The sequence below is a fragment of the Psychrobacter sp. AH5 genome, assembly GCF_040371085.1.
GTDB lineage: Bacteria > Pseudomonadota > Gammaproteobacteria > Pseudomonadales > Moraxellaceae > Psychrobacter.
In genome coordinates, this window is the sequence record NZ_JAMBMT010000001.1 from 1,020,889 (window position 1) to 1,041,594 (window position 20,706).

The 20,706-nt window shown below is 44.7% G+C and carries 16 protein-coding genes; 12 read left to right on the plus strand and 4 right to left on the minus strand.

Annotated elements, in window-relative coordinates; all coding sequences use genetic code 11:
- Window positions 1-61: 61 nt before the first annotated feature.
- Together aceE and M0N77_RS04335 are read left to right on the plus strand one after the other, a co-directional pair.
- Window positions 62-2,881 carry a pyruvate dehydrogenase (acetyl-transferring), homodimeric type gene (gene aceE / locus M0N77_RS04330; RefSeq protein WP_353103856.1) on the plus strand — a complete coding sequence of 940 codons (2,820 nt, stop codon included), beginning with the start codon at window positions 62-64 and terminating at the stop codon, window positions 2,879-2,881.
- Window positions 2,882-2,920: 39 nt separating this feature from the next.
- Entirely contained in the window at window positions 2,921-4,678 is a 1,758-nt protein-coding gene (locus M0N77_RS04335) for a 2-oxo acid dehydrogenase subunit E2 (RefSeq protein ID WP_353103858.1), read from the plus strand.
- A gap of 263 nt (window positions 4,679-4,941) precedes the next feature.
- Here the strand turns inward: M0N77_RS04335 and M0N77_RS04340 are convergent, their stop codons facing one another.
- Window positions 4,942-5,571 carry an OmpW family outer membrane protein gene (locus tag M0N77_RS04340; RefSeq protein WP_353103860.1) on the minus strand — a complete coding sequence of 210 codons (630 nt, stop codon included), beginning with the start codon at window positions 5,569-5,571 and terminating at the stop codon, window positions 4,942-4,944.
- A 283-nt stretch (window positions 5,572-5,854) separates the two neighbouring features.
- Here M0N77_RS04340 and M0N77_RS04345 point away from each other — a divergent pair, with 283 nt between their 5' ends.
- Together M0N77_RS04345 and M0N77_RS04350 are read left to right on the plus strand one after the other, a co-directional pair.
- The gene (locus M0N77_RS04345) at window positions 5,855-6,031 is read left to right on the plus strand and encodes a hypothetical protein (RefSeq protein ID WP_353103862.1); all 177 of its coding nucleotides are present in this window, start codon (window positions 5,855-5,857) and stop codon (window positions 6,029-6,031) included.
- Window positions 6,032-6,176: 145 nt separating this feature from the next.
- Window positions 6,177-7,160: an ion transporter gene (locus M0N77_RS04350; protein WP_353103864.1), complete on the plus strand. Its 984-nt coding sequence runs from the start codon at window positions 6,177-6,179 to the stop codon at window positions 7,158-7,160.
- Between the two features lie 34 nt (window positions 7,161-7,194).
- On the opposite strand, the gene M0N77_RS04355 is transcribed toward M0N77_RS04350, so the two are convergent.
- From M0N77_RS04355 to M0N77_RS04365, 3 genes are all read right to left on the minus strand, one after another.
- Entirely contained in the window at window positions 7,195-7,845 is a 651-nt protein-coding gene (locus M0N77_RS04355; protein WP_353103866.1) for a TerD family protein, read from the minus strand.
- 88 nt (window positions 7,846-7,933) lie between these two features.
- A complete protein-coding gene (locus M0N77_RS04360) occupies window positions 7,934-9,106 on the minus strand; it encodes a WYL domain-containing protein (protein WP_353103867.1) in 1,173 nt (390 codons plus the stop codon).
- Between the two features lie 140 nt (window positions 9,107-9,246).
- Window positions 9,247-12,024, minus strand: coding sequence for an ATP-binding protein (locus M0N77_RS04365; RefSeq protein WP_353103869.1), 2,778 nt, complete (start codon window positions 12,022-12,024; stop codon window positions 9,247-9,249).
- 205 nt (window positions 12,025-12,229) lie between these two features.
- On the opposite strand from M0N77_RS04365, the gene rsmG reads away from it, so the two are divergent.
- The 8 genes from rsmG (at window position 12,230) to kdsB (ending at window position 20,699) form a co-directional block, all read left to right on the plus strand.
- Complete coding sequence (rsmG, locus tag M0N77_RS04370) at window positions 12,230-12,943, plus strand: 16S rRNA (guanine(527)-N(7))-methyltransferase RsmG (protein WP_353103871.1); 714 nt, start codon at window positions 12,230-12,232, stop codon at window positions 12,941-12,943.
- 157 nt (window positions 12,944-13,100) lie between these two features.
- The gene (locus M0N77_RS04375; protein WP_353103872.1) at window positions 13,101-13,886 is read left to right on the plus strand and encodes an AAA family ATPase; all 786 of its coding nucleotides are present in this window, start codon (window positions 13,101-13,103) and stop codon (window positions 13,884-13,886) included.
- A 141-nt stretch (window positions 13,887-14,027) separates the two neighbouring features.
- Window positions 14,028-15,185, plus strand: a complete 1,158-nt coding sequence (locus M0N77_RS04380) for a ParB/RepB/Spo0J family partition protein (RefSeq protein WP_353103874.1) — start codon at window positions 14,028-14,030, stop codon at window positions 15,183-15,185.
- 76 nt (window positions 15,186-15,261) lie between these two features.
- Entirely contained in the window at window positions 15,262-16,014 is a 753-nt protein-coding gene (locus M0N77_RS04385) for a MotA/TolQ/ExbB proton channel family protein (RefSeq protein WP_353103876.1), read from the plus strand.
- A 108-nt stretch (window positions 16,015-16,122) separates the two neighbouring features.
- Window positions 16,123-16,554, plus strand: coding sequence for a biopolymer transporter ExbD (locus M0N77_RS04390; RefSeq protein WP_353103878.1), 432 nt, complete (start codon window positions 16,123-16,125; stop codon window positions 16,552-16,554).
- A 212-nt stretch (window positions 16,555-16,766) separates the two neighbouring features.
- On the plus strand, window positions 16,767-18,551 hold the full coding sequence (gene msbA / locus M0N77_RS04395) for a lipid A export permease/ATP-binding protein MsbA (protein WP_353103880.1): 1,785 nt from the start codon (window positions 16,767-16,769) through the stop codon (window positions 18,549-18,551).
- A 23-nt stretch (window positions 18,552-18,574) separates the two neighbouring features.
- The gene (lpxK, locus tag M0N77_RS04400) at window positions 18,575-19,753 is read left to right on the plus strand and encodes a tetraacyldisaccharide 4'-kinase (protein WP_353103881.1); all 1,179 of its coding nucleotides are present in this window, start codon (window positions 18,575-18,577) and stop codon (window positions 19,751-19,753) included.
- 85 nt (window positions 19,754-19,838) lie between these two features.
- Window positions 19,839-20,699, plus strand: a complete 861-nt coding sequence (gene kdsB / locus M0N77_RS04405) for a 3-deoxy-manno-octulosonate cytidylyltransferase (RefSeq protein WP_353103883.1) — start codon at window positions 19,839-19,841, stop codon at window positions 20,697-20,699.
- The last annotated feature ends 7 nt before the right edge of the window (window positions 20,700-20,706 follow it).

Sequence of the window (20,706 nt, forward strand, 5' to 3'; positions counted from 1 at the left end):
TTTTAAACTGGTAAATCACCCTGTAGCCCACAGGAAAAACTCATAAAAAGGAATAAGTAGAATGAATTATTATAAGGATGCCGATAGCTTGGAAACCCAAGAGTGGTTAGATGCTTTTGAATCGGTTATCAAACATGCCGATAAGGATCGTGCGCAGTTTTTGCTAAAAGCACTCTATAACATGTCGGTACAAGAAGGATTGCCTTTTAACCGTTTGGATACCGCTTATATTAATAGTATCGCGGTTGAAGACGAGCCAATGTATCCAGGAGATCTAGCTATTGAGCGCAAAATCCGGGCGCTCATTCGTTATAATGCGCTAGCTATGGTGATGCGTGCTAACAAAAATGACGATGATTTAGGCGGTCACCTAGCCACTTTTGCTTCTAGTGCCACGCTTTATGAAACCGGTTTTAACCATTTCTTCCGAGCGGCAAGCGACCACTTCGGCGGCGATATGATCTACTATCAAGGTCACTCAGCGCCTGGTATCTACGCGCGCTCCTATCTTGAAGGCCGTTTGACGGAAGATCAGCTAGAGAACTTTCGCCGTGAAGTAGGCGGTAAAGGACTGTCAAGCTATCCGCATCCTTATTTGATGCCAGATTATTGGCAGTTCCCGACGGTATCGATGGGTTTAGGACCGATCATGTCTATTTATCATGCCCACGTGCATCGTTATATGGAAAACCGCGGCTTACTTGAGTCCGAGGGTCGCAAGATTTGGACTTTCCTAGGCGATGGTGAGACGGATGAGCCGGAGAGTTTAGGTGCTATTTCTCTTGCTGGTCGCGAGAAGTTAGATAATTTGATATGGGTGGTTAACTGTAACCTGCAGCGTCTTGATGGGCCAGTGCGCGGTAATGGTAAGATTATCCAAGAGCTTGAGTCGGTATTTCGCGGCGCAGGCTGGCGCGTTATTAAAGTGATTTGGGGTGGTCAGTGGGATAATCTGCTTGATAAAGACGTGACTGGGGTGCTAAAGCATCGTATGGAAGAGGCGGTCGATGGCGAGTATCAGCTCTATGAGGCGCGTACTCCTGAATTTACGCGCGAGCATTTCTTTAATAAATATCCTGAGTTAAAAGAGATGGCTGATGAGCTATCAGATCATGATATCTCGCGTCTAAATCGCGGTGGTCATGATCCGGTAAAAGTCTACGCCGCTTTTAGTGAAGCGATGAAAACCAAAGGTCAGCCGACGGTTGTGCTAGTCAAAACCGTCAAAGGTTATGGCTTATCTACGCAGGCGCAAGCGGTTAATAAATCGCATCAGATCAAAAAGCTGGATCATGAGTCGCTAGTCTATTTCCGTGATCGTTTTGATTTGCCGTTTACTGATGAGCAATTAGAGACCTTGCCGTTTTATCGTCCAGAAGAAGACTCTGCGGAGATGAAATATCTAAAAGGTCGCCGTGAAGCCTTAGGCGGTCATCTGCCAAATCGCCGTAGTGGTCATATTCCGCTTAATATTCCTGAGCTGTCTATTTTTGATCGAGTGCTACAAGGTAGTAAAGGTAAAGAGCAATCAACCACGATGGTGTTTGTGCGCCTGCTATCAGCCATGCTAAAGAATAAAGATATCCAAGATCGCGTTGTGCCTATTGTTCCGGATGAAGCGCGTACCTTTGGTTTAGAGGGTATGTTCCGTCAGCTCGGTATCTACTCGGCTTCTGGGCAAAAATATACGCCAGAGGATAGCGAAGCTTTGATGGGTTATAAAGAAGCTATCGATGGTCATATGCTAGAAGAGGGTATCAATGAAGCGGGTGCTATGAGTACTTGGATTGCGCTTGCGACCAGTTATTCGGTCAATGCGCTACCGATGATTCCGCTGTATATTTATTACTCGATGTTTGGTTTCCAGCGCGTAGGTGATTTGGCTTGGGCAGCAGGCGATTGTCAAGCACAAGGCTTCTTATTAGGGGCAACAGCAGGCCGTACTACGCTAAACGGTGAGGGCTTGCAGCATCAAGATGGTCATTCGCAAATCCTCTTTGGAGTCGTGCCTAACTGTGTCACTTATGATCCTTGCTTCGGTTATGAGCTTGCTGTTGTTATGCATGATGGCCTGCGCCGGATGTATGGCGAGGGCGAGCGCGTCTATTATTACTTGACGCTGATGAATGAGAACTACGACCAGCCTGCTATGCCAGAAGGCTGCGAGGAAGGTATCAAGCGCGGTATGTATTTGTTAGAAGACAATGGCTCAAGCCAAGTACAGCTACTCGGTTCAGGGGTGATCTTACGCGAAGTACAAAAAGCGGCGAAAATCTTACAAGATGAATTCAATATCACCGCGAACGTCTGGAGCGTGACTAGCTTTAATGAGTTGACTCGTGACGGTATGGCTTGTGATGATTATAATCGCTTGCATCCTATGGACGAAGAGGTAGTGCCTTGGGTCACAGAGCAATTAGCGCCGCATGAAGGTATCGTCGTCGCGGCTACTGACTATATGCGTAACTATTCAGAGCAGATCCGTGCCTGGTTACCTGATAATCGTCCTTATACTACTTTGGGCACCGATGGTTATGGTCGCTCGGATACACGTGAGAATCTACGTAGCTTCTTCAACGTCGACGCCGCTCATATCGTAGTTGCCACGCTTAAGCGTTTGGCTGATGAAGGTGAGGTTGAGATGCGCTTGGTTAAAGATGCGATCTCAAGCTTTGGTATCGAAGTCGATCAGCCACCAGCTTGGCAGCAACAACCCCATTATGACCATTTCCCAGATGCACCAGCTCCTGCACCTGATAACGTCAATCCGAATCCTGTTCCTGATTTTGTCGGTGAAGATGATGATGAGATCTCTAGTGAAGGCCGCGCCGAAGACCAAGCAGACGCCGCTTTGCTAAATGATGATGACATCCAAGAATAGCCCATTGACAAAACCATTATAAAAGAAGGAGAGTTACGGATGGATATTAAAGCCCCAGATTTAGGTGTGGATAGCGCTGAGGTCAGTGAGATCATGGTCGCTGTCGGTGATATTATCGCTAAAGATGATAATATTGTTTTGTTAGAATCTGATAAAGCCTCGTTTGAAGTGCCAAGCTCTGGCGCTGGTAAAGTCACCAAAATCAGTGTCGAGGTTGGCGATCAAGTCAGCGAAGGCATGGTGCTAATCGAGATTGATAGCGAAGCGGCGGACGAATCATCCAGCGCTAATGACAAGGTCTCTAAAGAAGATAGTAGTGAGTTAAGTAAGCAAGAGTCAAAAGCTGCCGCTGATACTGCTCAATCAACAAACCAGCCTGCTAGTGAAGACAAAGCTAGCTCTGCTAATAACGAGAAAAAATCTGGCAGTGCTACTACTCATGCTTTGCCCGATTTGGGCGTTGATGAAGCACAGGTCGCTGAGATTATGATTAGCGTCGGTGATACGGTTGAGGCTAACGAGTCTATCTTACTCATTGAGTCTGACAAAGCCTCGGTCGAAGTGCCAGCGCCTGAGTCTGGTAAAGTCGAGAAGATACTGGTGCAAGTTGGTGATATGGTTGCCAATGGCCAAGACTTCATCGTGATTATCGGTAGCGAGTCAGCTAATAGCGGCAAAGCTAATGACAATCAAGCGTCTAACGAGCAAAAAGCCGAGGTTTCCAAATCAAGTAGCTCAGCAGCTAAAGAGGACAAGCCGTCAAAACAGACGACTGGTGAGCCTAAACAAGCCGCTGCCCCGTCTACTGCTAATAAATCGACAGTGAATACGGCGAGCACTAAGCTGACCGAAGCACAAGTCAATGATAAGCTAACTGAGGTTTATGCAGGTCCTGCGGTACGTAAGTTGGCACGGCAGTTAGGAGTGGATATTACCCAAGTCTCGGGTTCTGCTATCAATGATCGTATCGTAAAAGAAGATCTCTTTGCTCATGTAAAAAATAGCCTGAGTACTCAAAAAGCCGCGGCTACTAGTGGTGCTGATACAGGGCGAGCTAGTTTACCTAGTTTGCCGGATATGAGTAATTTGGAGATTTGGGGCGAGACGGAAGTACAAGACTTAAGCCGTCTGCAAAAAGTCTCTATCCCGCAATTGAACTATAATACTTATCTGCCGCAAGTGACACAGTTTGATCTATCTGATATTACTGAGACTGAAAAACTACGCGGCGAGCTAAAAGGCGGTATGAAAGCAGAAGGTATCGGCTTTACTATTTTAGCTTTTATTGTCAAAGCTACCGCTTATGCATTGACGCAGCACCCACGTTTTAACAGCCATTTGAGTGATGATAATACCCAAGTGATTCTACGTAAAACGGTCAATATGGGTATTGCCGTCGCGACTGATGATGGTCTTATCGTGCCAGTGATTAAGGATGTACAAAACAAGGGTCTTAAGCAAATCGCTATAGAGATTGGAGAGCTAGCTGCAAAAGCTCGTGATAAAAAGCTCGGTGCCAAAGACTTACAAGGCGCTAGCTTCACTATCTCAAGCCAAGGTAACTTGGGCGGTACAGCCTTTACGCCATTGGTGAATTGGCCACAAGTTGGGATATTAGGAGTGTCTGAGGCAAGCATGCAGCCGCGCTGGAATGAAAGCAAACAAACTTTTGAGCCACGTTTAATGCTGCCATTGTCATTATCTTATGATCACCGAGTCATTAACGGTGCTGATGCTGCGGTATTTACTCGTTACATCGCTACTTTGTTGGCTGATCCACGCCGTATTTTGCTATAAGTATCAACAAATAGTTATTCATAGTATCTTTAAAAGATCGCCTGCGGGCGGTTTTTTTATGCACTATTAATTTTATGCACTATTAATTTTATGCACTATTAATTTTATGCACTATTAATTTTATGCACTATTAATTTTATGCACTATTAATTTTATGCACTATTAATTTTACGCTCTAATCAGCAGACACAAAAAAGCCAGCAATATAGCTGGCTTCTTTATTTGCAATTCTAAGATTATAGCAACAGGCTATTTAATTTATCTTAGAACTGTTTAACAAATGCTACGCCATAAACCCAAGGACTGATGTCGATCTCGCCAATGTCAGCACCATTCAAAGTAGCGTCAGTTTTGATGTCCATATAACGAGCATCAATACGGAAAGCTTCGGTTGGTGCAAAGGGAATATCAAGACCGATGTGACCGGCAACACCAACGCTATCATCAAGATCTAAATCAGCGCCACTGATATTAACTCTTTCTTTAAAGAAAGTAGTGTAGTTAACACCAACACCAATAAATGGTTTTAGATTCATAGGCATATTATAGCCATCAAAGTGATACTGTACGGATAAAGTCGGTGGTAAATGCTGAGTTTTACCTTTAATTTCTACACCAGCAGCGTCAGTTAAGGTGAAGTCATGATGAAACGGAATAGCAGCTAGCAATTCGATACCAACGTTGTCCGCGATAAAATACTCACCACTGATAGTTGGACGAATATCGTCGTCAACTTCTACAGATAAAGCACCATTTAATAACGATCCATTATCGCTTTTTGGGTCAACCATGTGAGTGCCAGCAGCAACAGACCAAGTACCTGCAGGAACTGCAAAGGCAGAAGTCATAGTAAGGGCAGTAGCAGTTGCTAAAACTAGGGATTGTAGTTTCATCATTTGATCCTCAAGGTAATAAATTATTATCAGCTCATAACTAATGAGGGATGACATTAGTGCTGATATCTTATGTTACAGTTATAAGATAAGTTATTTATCTTGTGTTCATTATAATACAATTACCTTACAAAAAGTAGTGGATTACTACTATTCTAGTAATATATTTCAAGTGACTTACAATGAACTCTCTTTGAGTAATTAGTGAGAATGATAAAGGGAGGAATAGATTATGATAGGGTATTGTAGTAATTCACCACTGCGTTGTAGCAACGCTAAATATATGACTTTGCTAAATCGACTAGACAACAGCTGTCCGCAGTGCGGTTTATCATTAGTGGCAAACGATAGTACAGATAGTAGCTCGTATTTTGAACAAGACGTGTTACAACTTGGCTTGGTCGTCACGGTGCTCTTACTACTGGTATTAGTCTACCTTTATTATGCAAACTTTGTATAATTAGAGCTATTTTCGTTCAATTGCTTAGCTTTTTTAGGCTTGATGACAATATCTAATCACAACAAATTATGAAAATTATTAATGTAATTGTTTAACAATAATTAATAATATGGCTTGGACTAATCAATACTAGATAAGGATCAGCATGGCCTTTCAACCCATACGGCACCTTCGTCATTTTGTTTATAACATCTTACAAAACGATGAACATGACACGCTATTTAGCCGTAGCGTTGATTACTTTTTGATATTTCTGATTTTGACTAATGTGGCCGCAGTCATTGCAGAGTCTGTCGATCAGTGGTATTACCCTTATCAAAGTTATTTCACTTTATTTGAGAACTTCTCTATTGTTATATTTTCCGTAGAATATTTACTGCGCTTATGGAGTGTCGCTGAAGCAAAGCCGGATAATACCACTTGGCGACAACGCTGGGAGTGGCTAAAAAGCCCTTCTGCTATGATCGATCTGATCGCGATTGCTCCGGCATTTCTAAACTTCTTTGTCACTATCGATCTGCGTTTCTTGCGGATATTACGATTGTTTCGAATCCTCAAGCTTACCCGCTATTTTGCCTCCATGCGTATTTTATTGGTGGTTATCACCAAAGAGAAGGGCTCGTTTCAAGCGGTTATTTTTATTTTAGTCATTATGATTGTGACAGCCTCAAGCGGTATTTATTTGGTGGAGAACCACGCGCAGCCAGAGGAGTTTGAGTCGATACCTAAAGCCATGTGGTGGGCAGTGGTCACTTTGACGACCGTTGGTTATGGTGACGTGACGCCCATTACTAACGCTGGTAAGATTTTAGGCGCAGTGATAACTATATTGGGCGTTGGTCTAGCGGCATTACCAGCGGGTATTTTGGCAACTGGCCTAGCTAATGAGCTTGCTCTACGCCGAGATGAGCTTGAGCAAGATTTTCGTGAGCAACTGATTAACGGCGATTTTGATTTGGTCCAAAACCAGACGATGATTGATAAGATTCGTCGCGAGCTAGGACTCGATAGAGAGCAAGCCCAAGACATCGTGCTACAAGTGCTGCGCGAGCAGTCGCTTGAGCGCCGCGAAAAACAAGTGGCCGAGGCCAAAAATTTCTGTCCGCACTGCGGTGAGTCATTGCGCTAAGATAATGACTACCTTTTATTGGAGCGATAAATATTTAATTAGCAGCCGGTTGTTCTACAGGAAGCGCACGTGCTAGCTCATGCGCTACTTGCTGCGCAGCTTTTTCGATATCTTCCGCCATTAAAGGTAGGTTTTGTAGGGTTAAATACCAATCATCGACCTCGCGGCGTAAACTTGCCGCCCACAGACAATGACAGTCTCGCGGTACTTGCTTTAGATTAATAGTAAAAGCGCGATTGTCCTCATCATCATTCAAATGTACTTCCCCTATTTCAATCTTGGCCAGCGGCTGCTGGTTATAGGAGTGTACAATCATCGCCACATAACGTATCTCAGCTGGAATATGATCCATATATATGCGGATCTGTTCTTGATCTAGTGGCCCATCGTATAGCGCTTGCTCGCCGCGATCTTTACCATTTAAACTGTCGCCTTGATGGCGAACTGATTCAGCTTTATCACGCAGCTGTTTGAACCATACGATATCACTGATAACGCAATTATCGGTATATAACACGCAGGCGATATCAATATCGATGGCTTTATCATTTTGCTTTAACCGTTTTTTTAGGCCAGTAGGCTTTGGCGGCGTGAACTGATAATTCATCGCAAAAAACAATCTATCAGCGCTTAAGCCAAGAGCGCTTAAGCTTTCAGATTTTGGTAAGAATGGGGCAGTGGTCATAAATTTCCTTAGATAGCGCGGCTATTTTTTATAGTATTTATTAGTATAATAATTTTAGAGAAATAGCGGTTAATACGTAATTTTTTAGTTAATAATGCGCATTGCCTGAAACCACTTGATAAAGCAGCTCAGGCTTGGCAGCAAGTAGCCCGTGGCCGAAACCGCGTAGCCACCAGACCAGTTGTGAGGTCATATTGACCGTGGCTTTGACGGTCAAAGTGTCATCATCATTGATAATGACGGTTTGATCTTCGCTCAACTGACTCTCCGTCAAGCTTTTACCAGCTTGCTTGGTAAAAGTCAGCTCGATAGCAGTGTTTTTACCGTGATCTGGCAAAGTATTGAGTAGCGGATGACTAAAACCCATACCGCCAGCATCTAGATAGCTATCTAACTCAAAGTCCTCAGGGGTTATCGCGCTACTCTCCAAGATCTCAACACTAGCAAAACGGTGCAGAGCAAAGGTGCGAATGATACGCTCAGCATCATCAATGCGTGTCGCTAATAGATAGATAATTACCCCACGCTGAATAATGGCGATAGGGTTTAAAGTATATTCGCTCGCCTCGGATTTATTACTACGAGTATAACAAGCCTTAATCTGCTGCTGATAAAACAGCGCATGATAGATGTTATCTTTACTTTCCAAATCGATAGGCGGCGCGATGAGCGGCTGCGTCGCGGGCTCAATTCGTACCCGATCAAGCCAAGAGTGGGTAACTTTACTGTTTTTGAGTTGCCGGCGCGCTAAATCAAACCAAGGAAATAGCTCATCTAAGATAGCAGGCGGTAGTAATTGAGTTAGATTGGCCTCAACCATATTAAAGGCGACGGCTTGCGATAGATTCATATGCGGCAGGCTTTGTAGTGGCGCATCTTCCTTCCAGCGCCACCCTTGCGGATTGGCGTTATTTTTTTCAATCGGGAAGCGTTTAGCCAAAGCATTTAGATCGCGCTGCACGGTACGCAAACTAATAGCAAAACCGGCTAGTTTAAGCTGCTCATAGATATGGCTTGTGCCAACCCAGCGATTGCGTTGTAGCTGCGACAATACTTGCCACTGCCGCGCGGTGGTGGCAGCGCCGTGGCGACTCGCTGCGGTATCGGCGGCTGAGTCTGTGGCTAGCTCTAACGACACCTCTTTTGCATCGAGCGCTAAGTCTTTAATCGCCACGTCATCAATTGCTTGTGGGTTAGTCAAAGCTTGGTCTTCAGTCTGTCTCTTTTCATTAGCAGTCGCAGGAGTATTTTGCGCAGTCATGGAGGGATAGCCTATGTCGAGTCCGTTTTGCTAGTTTGTATCAAAGTATTTTATCATCGCAGAAAATAGCGCTAGCGTCTAGGCACTTATCGCTATGCTATGAGTCGATAGCCGAGCAAACGCTACCTTTTTGCTAAAGATTATTGGTCAGCATCACTAAAGGAGTTGTCCTCGTTATATTCATCATTATCTAAGTATTCGTGATCTAGCTCATCGTCATCTAAGTCTTCATCGCTAGTATCGTGCTCGCGCTGTATACGCTGGTTATCACCGCGCTTTTGCTCTTTTTTTTGTCGCTTTGCGGCTCTCTTTTTTTTGGCTTTCTTCTTTACTTTTTTATCCTCAATCACTTCCTCGTCTTGTTGGTTTTCATCCCACAAAATTAGCTTACGTAAGATTTTGCCAAACAAAGTGTCTTTGTGATAGCGACCTTTTTTATTCAAGGTATCGATAGGTAGGCCGGTCATCAAGCTCAAAGCTTCATTGATATGCCTGACGCCATAAACGTAGAATTTGCCTTCATTAACCGCCTCAATAATGTCGTCGCGCAGCATCAGCTGATTGATATTAGCCATAGGGATAACGACACCTTGCTCTCCTGTAAGCTCTTGCTCACGGCAAGCATCAAAGAATCCGGCTATTTTGGCATTGATACCGCCGACCGCTTGCACCTCGCCCAATTGGTTCATAGAGCCGGTGATAGCCAAAGCTTGATTGATGGGCACGCCAGCTAAGGCGGAGAGTAGGGCACAAGCTTCGCTAACCGTCGCACTATCGCCATCGATATGAGCATAGCTTTGCTCAAACGCTAACGAGGCGCTAAAGTTTAGCGCATGATGCTGACTAAACAGCGCGCGTAGATAGCTTGTCATAATGAGCATACCTTTGGCATGCAGACTGCCGCCCAAATCGACATCGCGCTCGATATCTAAGATGTCACCGCTACCGATATTAGGCTGAATAACCGCTGTCAAACGTGCTGGCATACCAAACTCACTATCGGCATAGCTGACCACTGTTAGGGCGTTGACTTGTCCAACAGCTTGACCTTGGGTATTAATGAGCTGCTGACCGTTTTTGAGCTCATCCCAATATAAATCGCGCAGATAACCTGAGCGCTCATCCATATCCGTAATAGCTTGGGTGACGTGCTTAGCTGTGACGATTTGTTGATCGCTAAGCCGAGCATGGCGATTGGACTCATGTAGCAGTTTGATTAATAAATCACTATGTAAACTTAACCGATCTTGATCTTCAGCTTGCAGGCTTAAATGCTCAAGCAGTGCCGCTTGCGCGCTACTATCAAAAGGGAGGAGATGAGCGTAATCGATGATATCGGCCATTTTAGCTACTAGCGCTAGCTCATGTTCTTGAGTACGCGGCACGTCATCGTGAAAGTCTGCGCGTACCTTAAACACCGCATCAAACTCTGGCTCTAACTCTAACAGCTCATAATATAAATCAGCCTCACCCAATAAAATAACTTTGACATCCAAATCAATAGCCGCTGGCGCTAACGATAAGCTACCGGTTAAAGTTAGCATTTGCTCAAGGCTTGAGAGTTTGATTTTGCGAGATTGCAAAGAGCGTTTAAGACCTTGCCAAGCATAAGGATGCTCAAGTAAGTGACTGGCCTCTAATAATAAATAACCGCCATTAGCCCGATGCAGCGCGCCGGCGCGGATCATACTGACATCAGTGGTGACTGTGCCCAATTGGGTGATTTGCTCGACATGACCAAGTAGGTTGAGATGAGTTGGCAAATCCTCAAAGATTACCGGCGCGCCGCTACCAGGCTGATGACTGATCATGACATTGACCGCGTAACGACTAGGCGTAGTCGCTAGCAAAGCACTGATAAATTCCTCGTCATCACCATTGACGATAGGAGCGGCGTGAGTGACCATATCATCAAATAAGCTTTGCAGATAATCAAGCACCCCTTGATGGTTAGCAAATTGCTCACGCACCTTTGTAAATAAAGGCTGCAAAGTACGCTGCGCCATATCGCGATGCAGTTTCTCAATCGTGTCATTGGCCTCATCTTCTAACTGCTCAAGCGCAATCGTTAGCTGATTGAAGCGTTTTTGCATATGGTTTTTATGAGTAAAATTACTAAAGTCTTTGGTAGGTTGGTGGCGTTTATCTTGCAGACTAGCCTTATCAGCTTCTAAGCTGGAGTCGCTACTAGCTGTATCAGCAGGCTGCTCATGATATTCCTCGTCAGCGCTTTGTGTTGGCAACTGGCTTGGATGCACAAATACCGCTTTATTATCCGAGGCGCGAAAGCTCAAAGCTAAGTCATATTGCTTACCCTCAGCATTTAAAGCCTCGTAAGCATGACTCTCTTTTTCGTGCGCGGCATTTTTTATCGCCTCAATTTGGCTTTGATAATAATCGCTACGAAAGCGTTGACTCAAGCGTTTTTTGACCTGTAGCCATAACTCATTGACCTGCTGCTTAAGCTGCTGGGCTTGACCGGCTGGCAGACGCAGAGAGAGCGGCGTACGCGGATCGGAGAAATTATGCACATAAACCCAATCATCAGGCGTTGGCTCCTTGGCGGCGATCTGTTGTAGCAAGCGGCTGATAACCGTACGTTTCCCGAGGCCATTTTCGCCGGCGGCAAACACATGATAGCCACTAGCATCGATATCAAGCGCGGTTTGTAAAGCTTTGAGCGCACGCTGCTGACCAAAGCCAATATTTAGCTGGGGCGCCGTGCGAGTATCGCTAGGTAACAAGCTTGCATCGGTATAACGCTTTAACTGCTTGGTACTAATAAGGCAGCGCTGCTTTACCTCAATAAATACCGGATGAGGAGCGAAAGCGTCCTTAGTGTCTTTTGAGTTATTTAAGGAGCTGTTTGAGAGGTTATCTGATAGCTCAGAAGTAGAGACAGTAGGCTGTTTGATCATAAAGTTATGGTAGTCATCTAAAGAGTAAAGGATAAGTAAAAAAGCGTTTTATAAGGTAGAGATAATAGGAGCTGGCAAGCGGCGGATTATCAAAGATAACGGTAGATAGTATAAGATGACAAAGATTGAGGCAATCTATAACTATTCAAGTCTATAGCTGCGTGATAAAATCATCGCTTCAAATGAATAAGGGATAACGTGCTATATGTCAGCTTCTGCCAACTCATCTAATGGTTTTTTAGCCACTCACGCTAGTATTGACCCGACAGGTTTTGCAAAGCTTGGCGCGCAGTTGCCGCAGTTAGCGGATATTTTGGCACAGGCCACTGAGCACTTATCTTTATCACTAACCGCTACGCAGCAGCGCCAGTTATTATTGTATTTAGACCAGCTATTGTTATGGAATAAAGCGTATAATCTGACCGCTATTACCGACCCTACCGAAGCGCTAGTCAAGCACGTCATCGATTGCTTGGCTATTATAGCGCATTTGCCAGCTGGCAATTTGTTAGATATTGGTACCGGTGCTGGTCTGCCAGCCGTGATTATTGCTATTTGTCAGCCTGAGCGCCACTGCACCGCGCTTGATAGTAATCAAAAAAAGATTCGCTTTATCAAACAGATCAGTAGCGAGCTTGGCCTAACTAACATACAGCCTATAGCGGCTCGCATTGAAGCGCATGAGGCTCAATATGAGGTTGTTACCTCGCGAGCTTTTGCTAGCTTAATTGACTTTGTTACTGTGGCGCAGCCGCGTCTAGCGGATAATGGCTATTTGTGTGCGATGAAAGGTAAAGCGCCAACCGCTGAAGAATTATCCTCATTAGCGAGCACATGGCAGATAAAAACCATCAAATTAACGGTACCTCGTTTAGCCGAGAGTAGACATTTAATTGAATTATCTAATAAAAGTGTCTAAGCTATCGCCATTTTGTGTATTATGAGACCGTAGCTGTTGTGAAACAGCCCGGCGTTTTGGTGAAACCTATTTGAGATATTCTTTAGATTAAAGAATGACTAGTTTTTTTAAGCGAGAAAACGCTCTACTAATAGACTTTAATAAATTGAGTAAAAGTATGGAAATCATAGCTATTGCGAATCAAAAAGGCGGCGTAGGTAAAACCACGACGGCGGTAAATTTGACCGCAAGCTTAGCCGATAAGCGTAAGCGTGTTCTACTGATTGACTTAGATCCACAAGGTAATGCCACTACCGGCACTGGCCTGAGTAAAAATAATCTTGAGCTGACCATAGCCGATGTATTGCTTGATGGCGTATCGCTGCAAGAGGCTATTATAAAGAGTCCGGCAGGGTTTGATGTGATTGCTGCTAACCGTGAGCTGGCAGGTATGGACATCACTTTGATGGGTGAGACCAATAGCCATGAGCTGTTAAAGTCAGCTGTGAGCGAGCTTATCGCTGAGCAGGGCGATAAACAAAGCCCGCCTTATGACTATATTATTATGGACTGCGCGCCAAGCCTGAATCTTTTGACTATTAATGCTTTGGTCGCCACCGATAGCGTTATTATTCCGATGCAGTGCGAGTATTATGCGCTAGAGGGCTTAGCCGATTTGTCACAGACCATTGAGCGCTTGACTGAGCTGAACCCTAAGCTGCATATACGCGGCGTCGTCAGAACCTTGTTTGACACGCGTAATACTTTAGCCAAAGATGTCTCAAAGGAGCTTGAGGCGCATTTTGGCGATATTATGTACAAAACGCATATCCCCAGAAACATTCGTTTGGCAGAAGCGCCTGCTCATGGCTTACCAGTGCTCGCTTATGAGCGCTGGTCAAAAGGAGCTAGAGCCTATCAGAAGCTTGCGGCTGAGGTGATCAAACAAAGTAGCTCAAGTTAGAGTCTTTGATTAAAAACTTCAGTTGCAGCAGTATTTTTATTAATGAAGGTAACAACAACGAGGATTAGTCAGTACTTTGATTAATCACGACCTTTATCATTATCATTTGGTTTTTATTGTAGCGTTAGAGGATCAGAAATCATGGCGAAAAAACGAGGATTGGCTGCCAATCGAGGTTTAGATGCCCTATTAGGATCAATCAAAAAAGAGAAGCAAATCACGGCCTCAGCACTACAGGACGATACAGCGCTGCGCGTTGCAAATAGTGATGACTTTGCAACACACACCGCAAGCGAAGCAGAAAATAAAAAGGTCAGCAAACAAGTTATAGAAAATGACACTGTCAATAACGATAAAGAGCAAAAGAGTGCCACTCTAAGTACTAGCGAAAAAGCAAAACGCGCGCCGCGTGCCGCGCGTCATACTGCTAAAACTCGGCACCATCAAAAGACTCGTAGCAGCGAGCAAGATAATATCGCCCCAGAAGATCAAATCAGTTTGGTACAAATAGCTGTCAATCGCTTGCAAGCAGGCAAGTACCAGCCGCGCCGCGATATGAGTGAAACCGCGCTAGCAGAACTAGCTTCTTCTATTGAGCAGCATGGGGTTATGCAGCCTATTGTCATCAGACCTTTGCTCGCTAGCGAAGATAAGAGTAATGACGAGGTGACTCATGAGATCATCGCCGGTGAGCGCCGTTGGCGTGCAGCAAAAATGGCAGGCAAAGCGGTTATTCCAGCCATAGAGCGTGCCTTATCAGACGAGCTGGCTATAGCACTGGCGCTGATCGAAAATATTCAGCGTGAAGATTTATCGGTAATAGAACAAGCAGCGGCCCTGCAGCGCTTCCATACCGAGTTTGGCATGAGTCACGCGATGATTGCTGAGGTGGTCGGCAAAGCAAGAACCACCGTTTCAAATCTATTAAGGCTCAATCAGCTGCATGATACCGTCAAGGATCATCTCTCAAATGGGGCTTTGGATATGGGACATGCGCGTACGCTTTTGGCCTTGTCCTCCAAGCAGCAGCCTATTATCGCCCAAAAAATAATTGACGCTAATATGACCGTGCGCGAAGCAGAAAAGCTAGTGAAGTCCATCTTGCATCCTGTTATAAAGAGCCGCGTTGAGGCTTCGCAGTCGCATGATATTGAACGCTTAACGCAGCGTTTGACCGATGCACTAGGAGCACAGGTCAAGCTTAAGCACAAAAAAGACGGTCAAGGTAGTGTGGAGATTTTCTTTCATAATCAAGATGAGCTTGCCGCGCTAATCAAGCAGTTAGATATTCAAAGCTAATTATATCTCTGGTCGCAACTACTCTTCAAGCGAGTTAAAGTAGCCTAGACAAGCTCAATAACAAAAGAGAACTATCATGTGGGAGTTGGTAAAAGCGGGCGGTTGGCTGATGATGCCGATTGTTATTTGCTCGGTAGTGGCGCTCATCATTATTATAGAGCGCAGCAGCACTTTGCAGTTCGATAAAATTATACCAATAAGACTGCGTGAACAGCTGATTAATCGCTTACGTGAAAACGGCACTATAGGCCACACGCAGCTACTTAATGTCAAACAAAAAACTCCCCTAGGAGATATTTTGGCGACCGGTTTGCTTTATAGACAGTACGGCCTTGACTCTATGACCATGCATATGCAGAACCGCGCCAGCGTACAAATTCATCAATTAGAAAAAAACATCAATATGCTAGGAACTATAGGCGCTATAGCTCCGCTCTTAGGCTTATTGGGGACAGTATTAGGTATTATCTCCTCATTCTTAGCTATCACTGATGGCGCTATGCAGGACCCAACCTTACTAGCCGCTGGCGTGTCTCAAGCGCTGATTACTACCGCAGCTGGCATGATCGTGGCAATACCAGCGCTGGTCGCTTATCGCTATTTTCAGCGCCGTATCGTCGATATCAATGCTCAGTTTGAGACTGAGGCGGGGCTTTTGATTCAAGAGCTTTATGACTATAAGCTACTTGATTTCACTCGTCATAATGGTGAGAGCGTGACAGGATTCTCAGAAAAAACAGCTAGTCATGATAGCTCAACTCGCGCTTATGAGCCTGATTTAGCGGTGCATAAACCTATCAATCTAGATAATGCAGCGCTGACAAAATAATTAAGCAATAGCTCGAAGCTATCATGTGGTCATGACCTTGGCTCTATTAAAGCTTGGCTCTATTAAAGCTTGGTCCTATCAAAGCTTAGCCCTATCAAAGAGAGTGTTATGCGTTTTAGAAAACCTACTGTCGAGCCGCTTGAGATTAATTTGACGCCGATGATCGATTGCTTATTGTTTTTGATCATATTCTTATTATTAGCGACTTCATTCAATCACTTTAGCCGCCTTAATATTATCTTGCCAGAAGCGGAAGGGGTAGAGCTGACCGAGCCACAAGATAGTATCGAGGTGGCGGTACAAGAAGATGGCAGTTACCTTGTCAACGGCATAGCGCTTGCAAGCAGCAGCGCCGCTGAATTGACCAGTTTGCTACAACAAGAAGCGGGTAGCAATCGCGAGCTACTGTTTGTGATTGCCGCTGATGCTAATGCGACTCATCAATCAGTGGTACGAGTGATGGATATCGCCGGTAAGCTGGGGTTTTTGAATATTAATATCAGCACGGTAGTACCTTTGGGTCAGCCCCTTCCAGAGTAAATAGCTGTTGGATGATAAATAAAAATAAAGCCATAAAGCACTAGTTTAGCTCTTTAGACTCACATTTTCTATTAGTTATCCTCTATATTCTATAGTCTTAGCAGACATGGCTATCTTTTACAGCATGATGTTATACTCTCTCGCAGTTTGTGCTGGCTTGATACTAGCAAAGCTAATTCTTTTTCTTCTTTTGTATTTGATCCGAGGCTTCTATGAGCCAATCTTGGCCCTCTAATAGTGATAACCGTACGGCTAAAACTAAGCTTGAACCAGTCGCGCCGCCTAAGCATAAAACCCTATTGCGTCTTCTTCGTTATCTAAAACCTTATTGGTGGGCGATATTACTTACCATAGTTGGTTTTGCCATTAACGCGGCTACTGAGATTTGGATTGCTAAATTATTGCAATATATCACTGACGCTATCAATAATAATGATCAAGGCAAACAAAACTTATTCCCAGCTTTAATAATAGGTTTGTTCTTTGTGCGCGGGGTAGGTAGTTTTTTAGGGAACTATTATTCTGCTCTGGTTTCAAGAAATCTAGTTTATGAGCTACGAGTACAGGTGTTTAGCAAGTTGCTGCGTCTGCCAAGCTCATTTTATTTAGCCAATCCATCAGGCACGATATCCTCTAAACTGATTTTCGATGTCGAGCAAGTCACTGCTGCTAGTACTGACTCAATGAAGACTTTGTTGCGTGATGGCTTAACAGTGATCGCTTTACTTGGCTTTTTGTTATATACCAACTGGCGTTTGACGCTGATTTTGTTTTTGGTTTTACCACCTATATTATTGCTAATTCGTATAGCTTCTAGGCGTTACCTTAAGTTGTCAAAAGGCATTCAAAAAACAATGGGCGATGTCAGTCATATTACTAATGAGGTCATTGGCGGTTATCAAGTAGTCAAAAACTATGGCGGACAGGCCTATGAAGCCAAGCGCTTTGATAAGACTTCGCTTGAGAACTTACGCCAAGGGATGAAAGTTGTAGTGACTAACAGCATCAACACGCCAGCGGTACAGCTATTGATGGCAGTAGCGATGTCTGTGGTGGTTTGGCTAGCGCTGCGTCCTCAGGTTATCAGTGACTTCTCAGCAGGGGAGTTTATCTCCTACATTGCAGCAGCAGGACTGCTTAGTAAGCCAGTACGCTCTTTGACTGATGTCAATCAAAAGCTACAAAGAGGGATTGCGGCTGGCGAGTCTATATTTGCCTTGATTGATGAGACAGAAGAGCAGGATACTGGCACGCTAAATCCAACGCTGTCAGGGGAGCTTAAATTAGATAAGGTCAGCTTGATTTATCCTGATTCAACCGTTGCCTTACAAGACTTTAGCTTGGAGGTAAAAGCAGGCGAGACTGTCGCTTTAGTAGGGCGTAGCGGCGCGGGTAAGTCGTCGCTAGTGAATTTGTTGACACGCACGTTATCGACCAGCTCAGGCCAGATTACTATGGATAATATACCTATTGAGGATATTACTTTAGAGAGTCTGCGCGAGCAGATTGCGATGGTCAATCAGCAAGTGGTGCTATTTAATACTAGTGTTTTTGAAAATATCGCCTATGGTAGCTTGGCTACTAAGAGCCAAGCTGAGGTTGAGCGTGCGGCAAGAGATGCTTTTGCCCATGACTTCATTATGAAAATGCCGCAAGGTTATCAAAGTCAAATAGGCGCTGAGGGTTTGCAGCTCTCTGGTGGTCAACGTCAGCGCTTATCTATTGCTAGAGCGCTACTAAAAGATGCGCCTATTTTGATCTTAGATGAGGCCACAAGCGCGCTTGACAATGAGTCAGAATACTATATCCAACAAGCGCTAGATAATGTCATGAAAGATCGGACTACCTTAGTTATCGCTCACCGTTTGACGACTATTGAGTCGGCAGATCGTATCGCGGTGATGGATAGCGGGCGTATTGTGGAGATTGGCACACACGAAGACTTGCTCCAAAAGCAAGGGCATTACGCGCAAATGTATGAGCGTGATTTTGAATAACTTATTATAACCTAAGCTTCGTTATGACATTGGAAACCCTAGTAACTAAAGCGTGGCAGCGCAAAGCCGCTTGGCTATGGCTATTACTGCCCTTTAGTGCATTGTATGGCCTGATAATTTTTTTACGCCGAAAAGCTTATCAATTAGGTCTGCTTGCCAGTTATCGCGCGCCCGCTACGGTCATGGTAATCGGTAATATCAGTGTGGGCGGTAGTGGTAAAACGCCGCTAATTATCAGCTTAGTTAAATATTTGCAGCAGCGCGGCATCAAGGTAGGGGTCATTAGTCGGGGCTATGGCGGTGAGACATCGCAAATGCCAGCGTTAGTCACTAAAGATAGCGCACCGAATATAGTGGGTGATGAGCCGTGTTTGATCGTCAATATGACGGGCGTGGCTATGGCGGTTTGTCCAAACCGTGAGCAAGCTATTACCACTTTACTAGCCGCTCATGATGATATTCAATTGATTATCGCGGATGATGGTCTGCAGCATTATGCTATGCAGCGAGATATTGAATGGATAGTAGTGGATGCAGAGCGCGGCTTTGGTAATGCTCAGCTATTGCCGACAGGGTTTTTGCGAGAGCCTTTATCTCGCCTCGAAAACAGCACCGTTATTTACCACAAAAAGCTGGATAATTTAAAGTTAACTAAAGGTGAGTTAAGCAAAGGCGCGCAGGTCAACGATAGTGCTTTGACTATGCAGCTGCTACCGGATCCATTACAGCTACTTATTATAGATGAGGAAGTAGATAAAAGTGGACATAGAGCTACGCCGCACACTAATTTAGCCTTACCTAAAGTTGGCAGCATAGTACACGGTGTCAGTGGGATCGGCTATCCGCAGCGCTTTTTTGACACCCTAAGCACCCTTGGCTTTGAGGTTATTGAGCACCCTTACCCTGATCATTATGATTTTAGTTTGGCTGAATTATTACAATATACTAAGCATCCTATTATAGTCACTAGTAAAGATGCGGTAAAAATAAAAGCGCTGTGGCGGCAACAAAACTTATTAGACAAATCAGCAAGTGGTAGTGAGTTGACATCTAATCCCGACTGGGATGAATTAGCTGCTAGGCTTTGGGTATTACCGGTGAGCGCTGAGCTATCTGCTGCTTGTTACCAAAGACTAGAGCAGCAACTAAAAAACCTAGGTATTGTTAGTAGTCTAAATAATGATATTAGTCCCTCAACTTAAGATACGCTTATGTCAAGATACTAACCTTTCACCCTACCATCATTAGCTGATATTATTAATTTTAACCTTGTTAGAGAAGCTAGCTATGGCAAATAACTTATCCGATAACGCTTCAAGTACTCCTTTATCTATCTCTACAGCTGCCAAAACTCACATTGTCATTCCGGCTCGTTTTAGCAGTACGCGTTTGCCGGGTAAACCGCTATTACTGATCCATGGTAAGCCGATGATTCTTTGGGTCGCTGAAAAAGCACAAGCGGCGCATTTTGCGGATGATATGTGCATAGCGACTGATGATGAAGCTATAGCTAGGGTCTGTACTGAGGCGGGTTTTGAGGTAGTAATGACGCGTTCTGATCATGTCTCAGGAACCGATCGTTTGGCAGAGGTCGCCGCTATTAAAGGTTGGCCTGAACAAGACATCGTCGTCAATATGCAAGGCGATGAGCCATTAGTGCCGCCGTTATTATTAGAGCAAGTCAAAACTTTATTGGTTAAGGATAGTGCTAGCGTAATGGCAACGTTATATGAGCCGATTGGGGATTGTGCTAGTTTTATGCGTTCCTCAGTCGTCAAAGTAGTTAGCACTAGCGCTCATAGTGATAATCTACAGCGTGCGCTCTATTTTAGCCGGGCGCCTATCCCGCATGACCGTGACTTAGCATTGGCTATGGACAAGCCACCGGCAGCCATAGCTCCAAAAAACGCTTATCGGCATCTGGGCTTATATGCTTACCGTGTCCGTTTATTGCAGCAGTTTGTGCAATGGCCACAGTCGCCGCTTGAGCTCCTTGAGAGCCTAGAGCAGCTACGTATTTTGGAAAACGGTGGACAGATAGCCATCGCAGCAGCTGAGCTGCAATTGCCAGCCGGGGTTGATACACAAGAGGATTTGGATCGTCTAAACGCGATGAGCTTAGCTGACTTTCAACGTGGTCATGGTTAACGAGCTA

Coding starts and splice junctions, on each gene's coding strand:
- aceE (WP_353103856.1), top strand. CDS start 62: ATGAATTATTATAAGGATGCCGATAGCTTGGAAACCCAAGAGTGGTTA.
- M0N77_RS04335 (WP_353103858.1), top strand. CDS start 2,921: ATGGATATTAAAGCCCCAGATTTAGGTGTGGATAGCGCTGAGGTCAGT.
- M0N77_RS04340 (WP_353103860.1), bottom strand. CDS start 5,571: ATGAAACTACAATCCCTAGTTTTAGCAACTGCTACTGCCCTTACTATG.
- M0N77_RS04345 (WP_353103862.1), top strand. CDS start 5,855: ATGACTTTGCTAAATCGACTAGACAACAGCTGTCCGCAGTGCGGTTTA.
- M0N77_RS04350 (WP_353103864.1), top strand. CDS start 6,177: ATGGCCTTTCAACCCATACGGCACCTTCGTCATTTTGTTTATAACATC.
- M0N77_RS04355 (WP_353103866.1), bottom strand. CDS start 7,845: ATGACCACTGCCCCATTCTTACCAAAATCTGAAAGCTTAAGCGCTCTT.
- M0N77_RS04360 (WP_353103867.1), bottom strand. CDS start 9,106: ATGACTGCGCAAAATACTCCTGCGACTGCTAATGAAAAGAGACAGACT.
- M0N77_RS04365 (WP_353103869.1), bottom strand. CDS start 12,024: ATGATCAAACAGCCTACTGTCTCTACTTCTGAGCTATCAGATAACCTC.
- rsmG (WP_353103871.1), top strand. CDS start 12,230: ATGTCAGCTTCTGCCAACTCATCTAATGGTTTTTTAGCCACTCACGCT.
- M0N77_RS04375 (WP_353103872.1), top strand. CDS start 13,101: ATGGAAATCATAGCTATTGCGAATCAAAAAGGCGGCGTAGGTAAAACC.
- M0N77_RS04380 (WP_353103874.1), top strand. CDS start 14,028: ATGGCGAAAAAACGAGGATTGGCTGCCAATCGAGGTTTAGATGCCCTA.
- M0N77_RS04385 (WP_353103876.1), top strand. CDS start 15,262: ATGTGGGAGTTGGTAAAAGCGGGCGGTTGGCTGATGATGCCGATTGTT.
- M0N77_RS04390 (WP_353103878.1), top strand. CDS start 16,123: ATGCGTTTTAGAAAACCTACTGTCGAGCCGCTTGAGATTAATTTGACG.
- msbA (WP_353103880.1), top strand. CDS start 16,767: ATGAGCCAATCTTGGCCCTCTAATAGTGATAACCGTACGGCTAAAACT.
- lpxK (WP_353103881.1), top strand. CDS start 18,575: ATGACATTGGAAACCCTAGTAACTAAAGCGTGGCAGCGCAAAGCCGCT.
- kdsB (WP_353103883.1), top strand. CDS start 19,839: ATGGCAAATAACTTATCCGATAACGCTTCAAGTACTCCTTTATCTATC.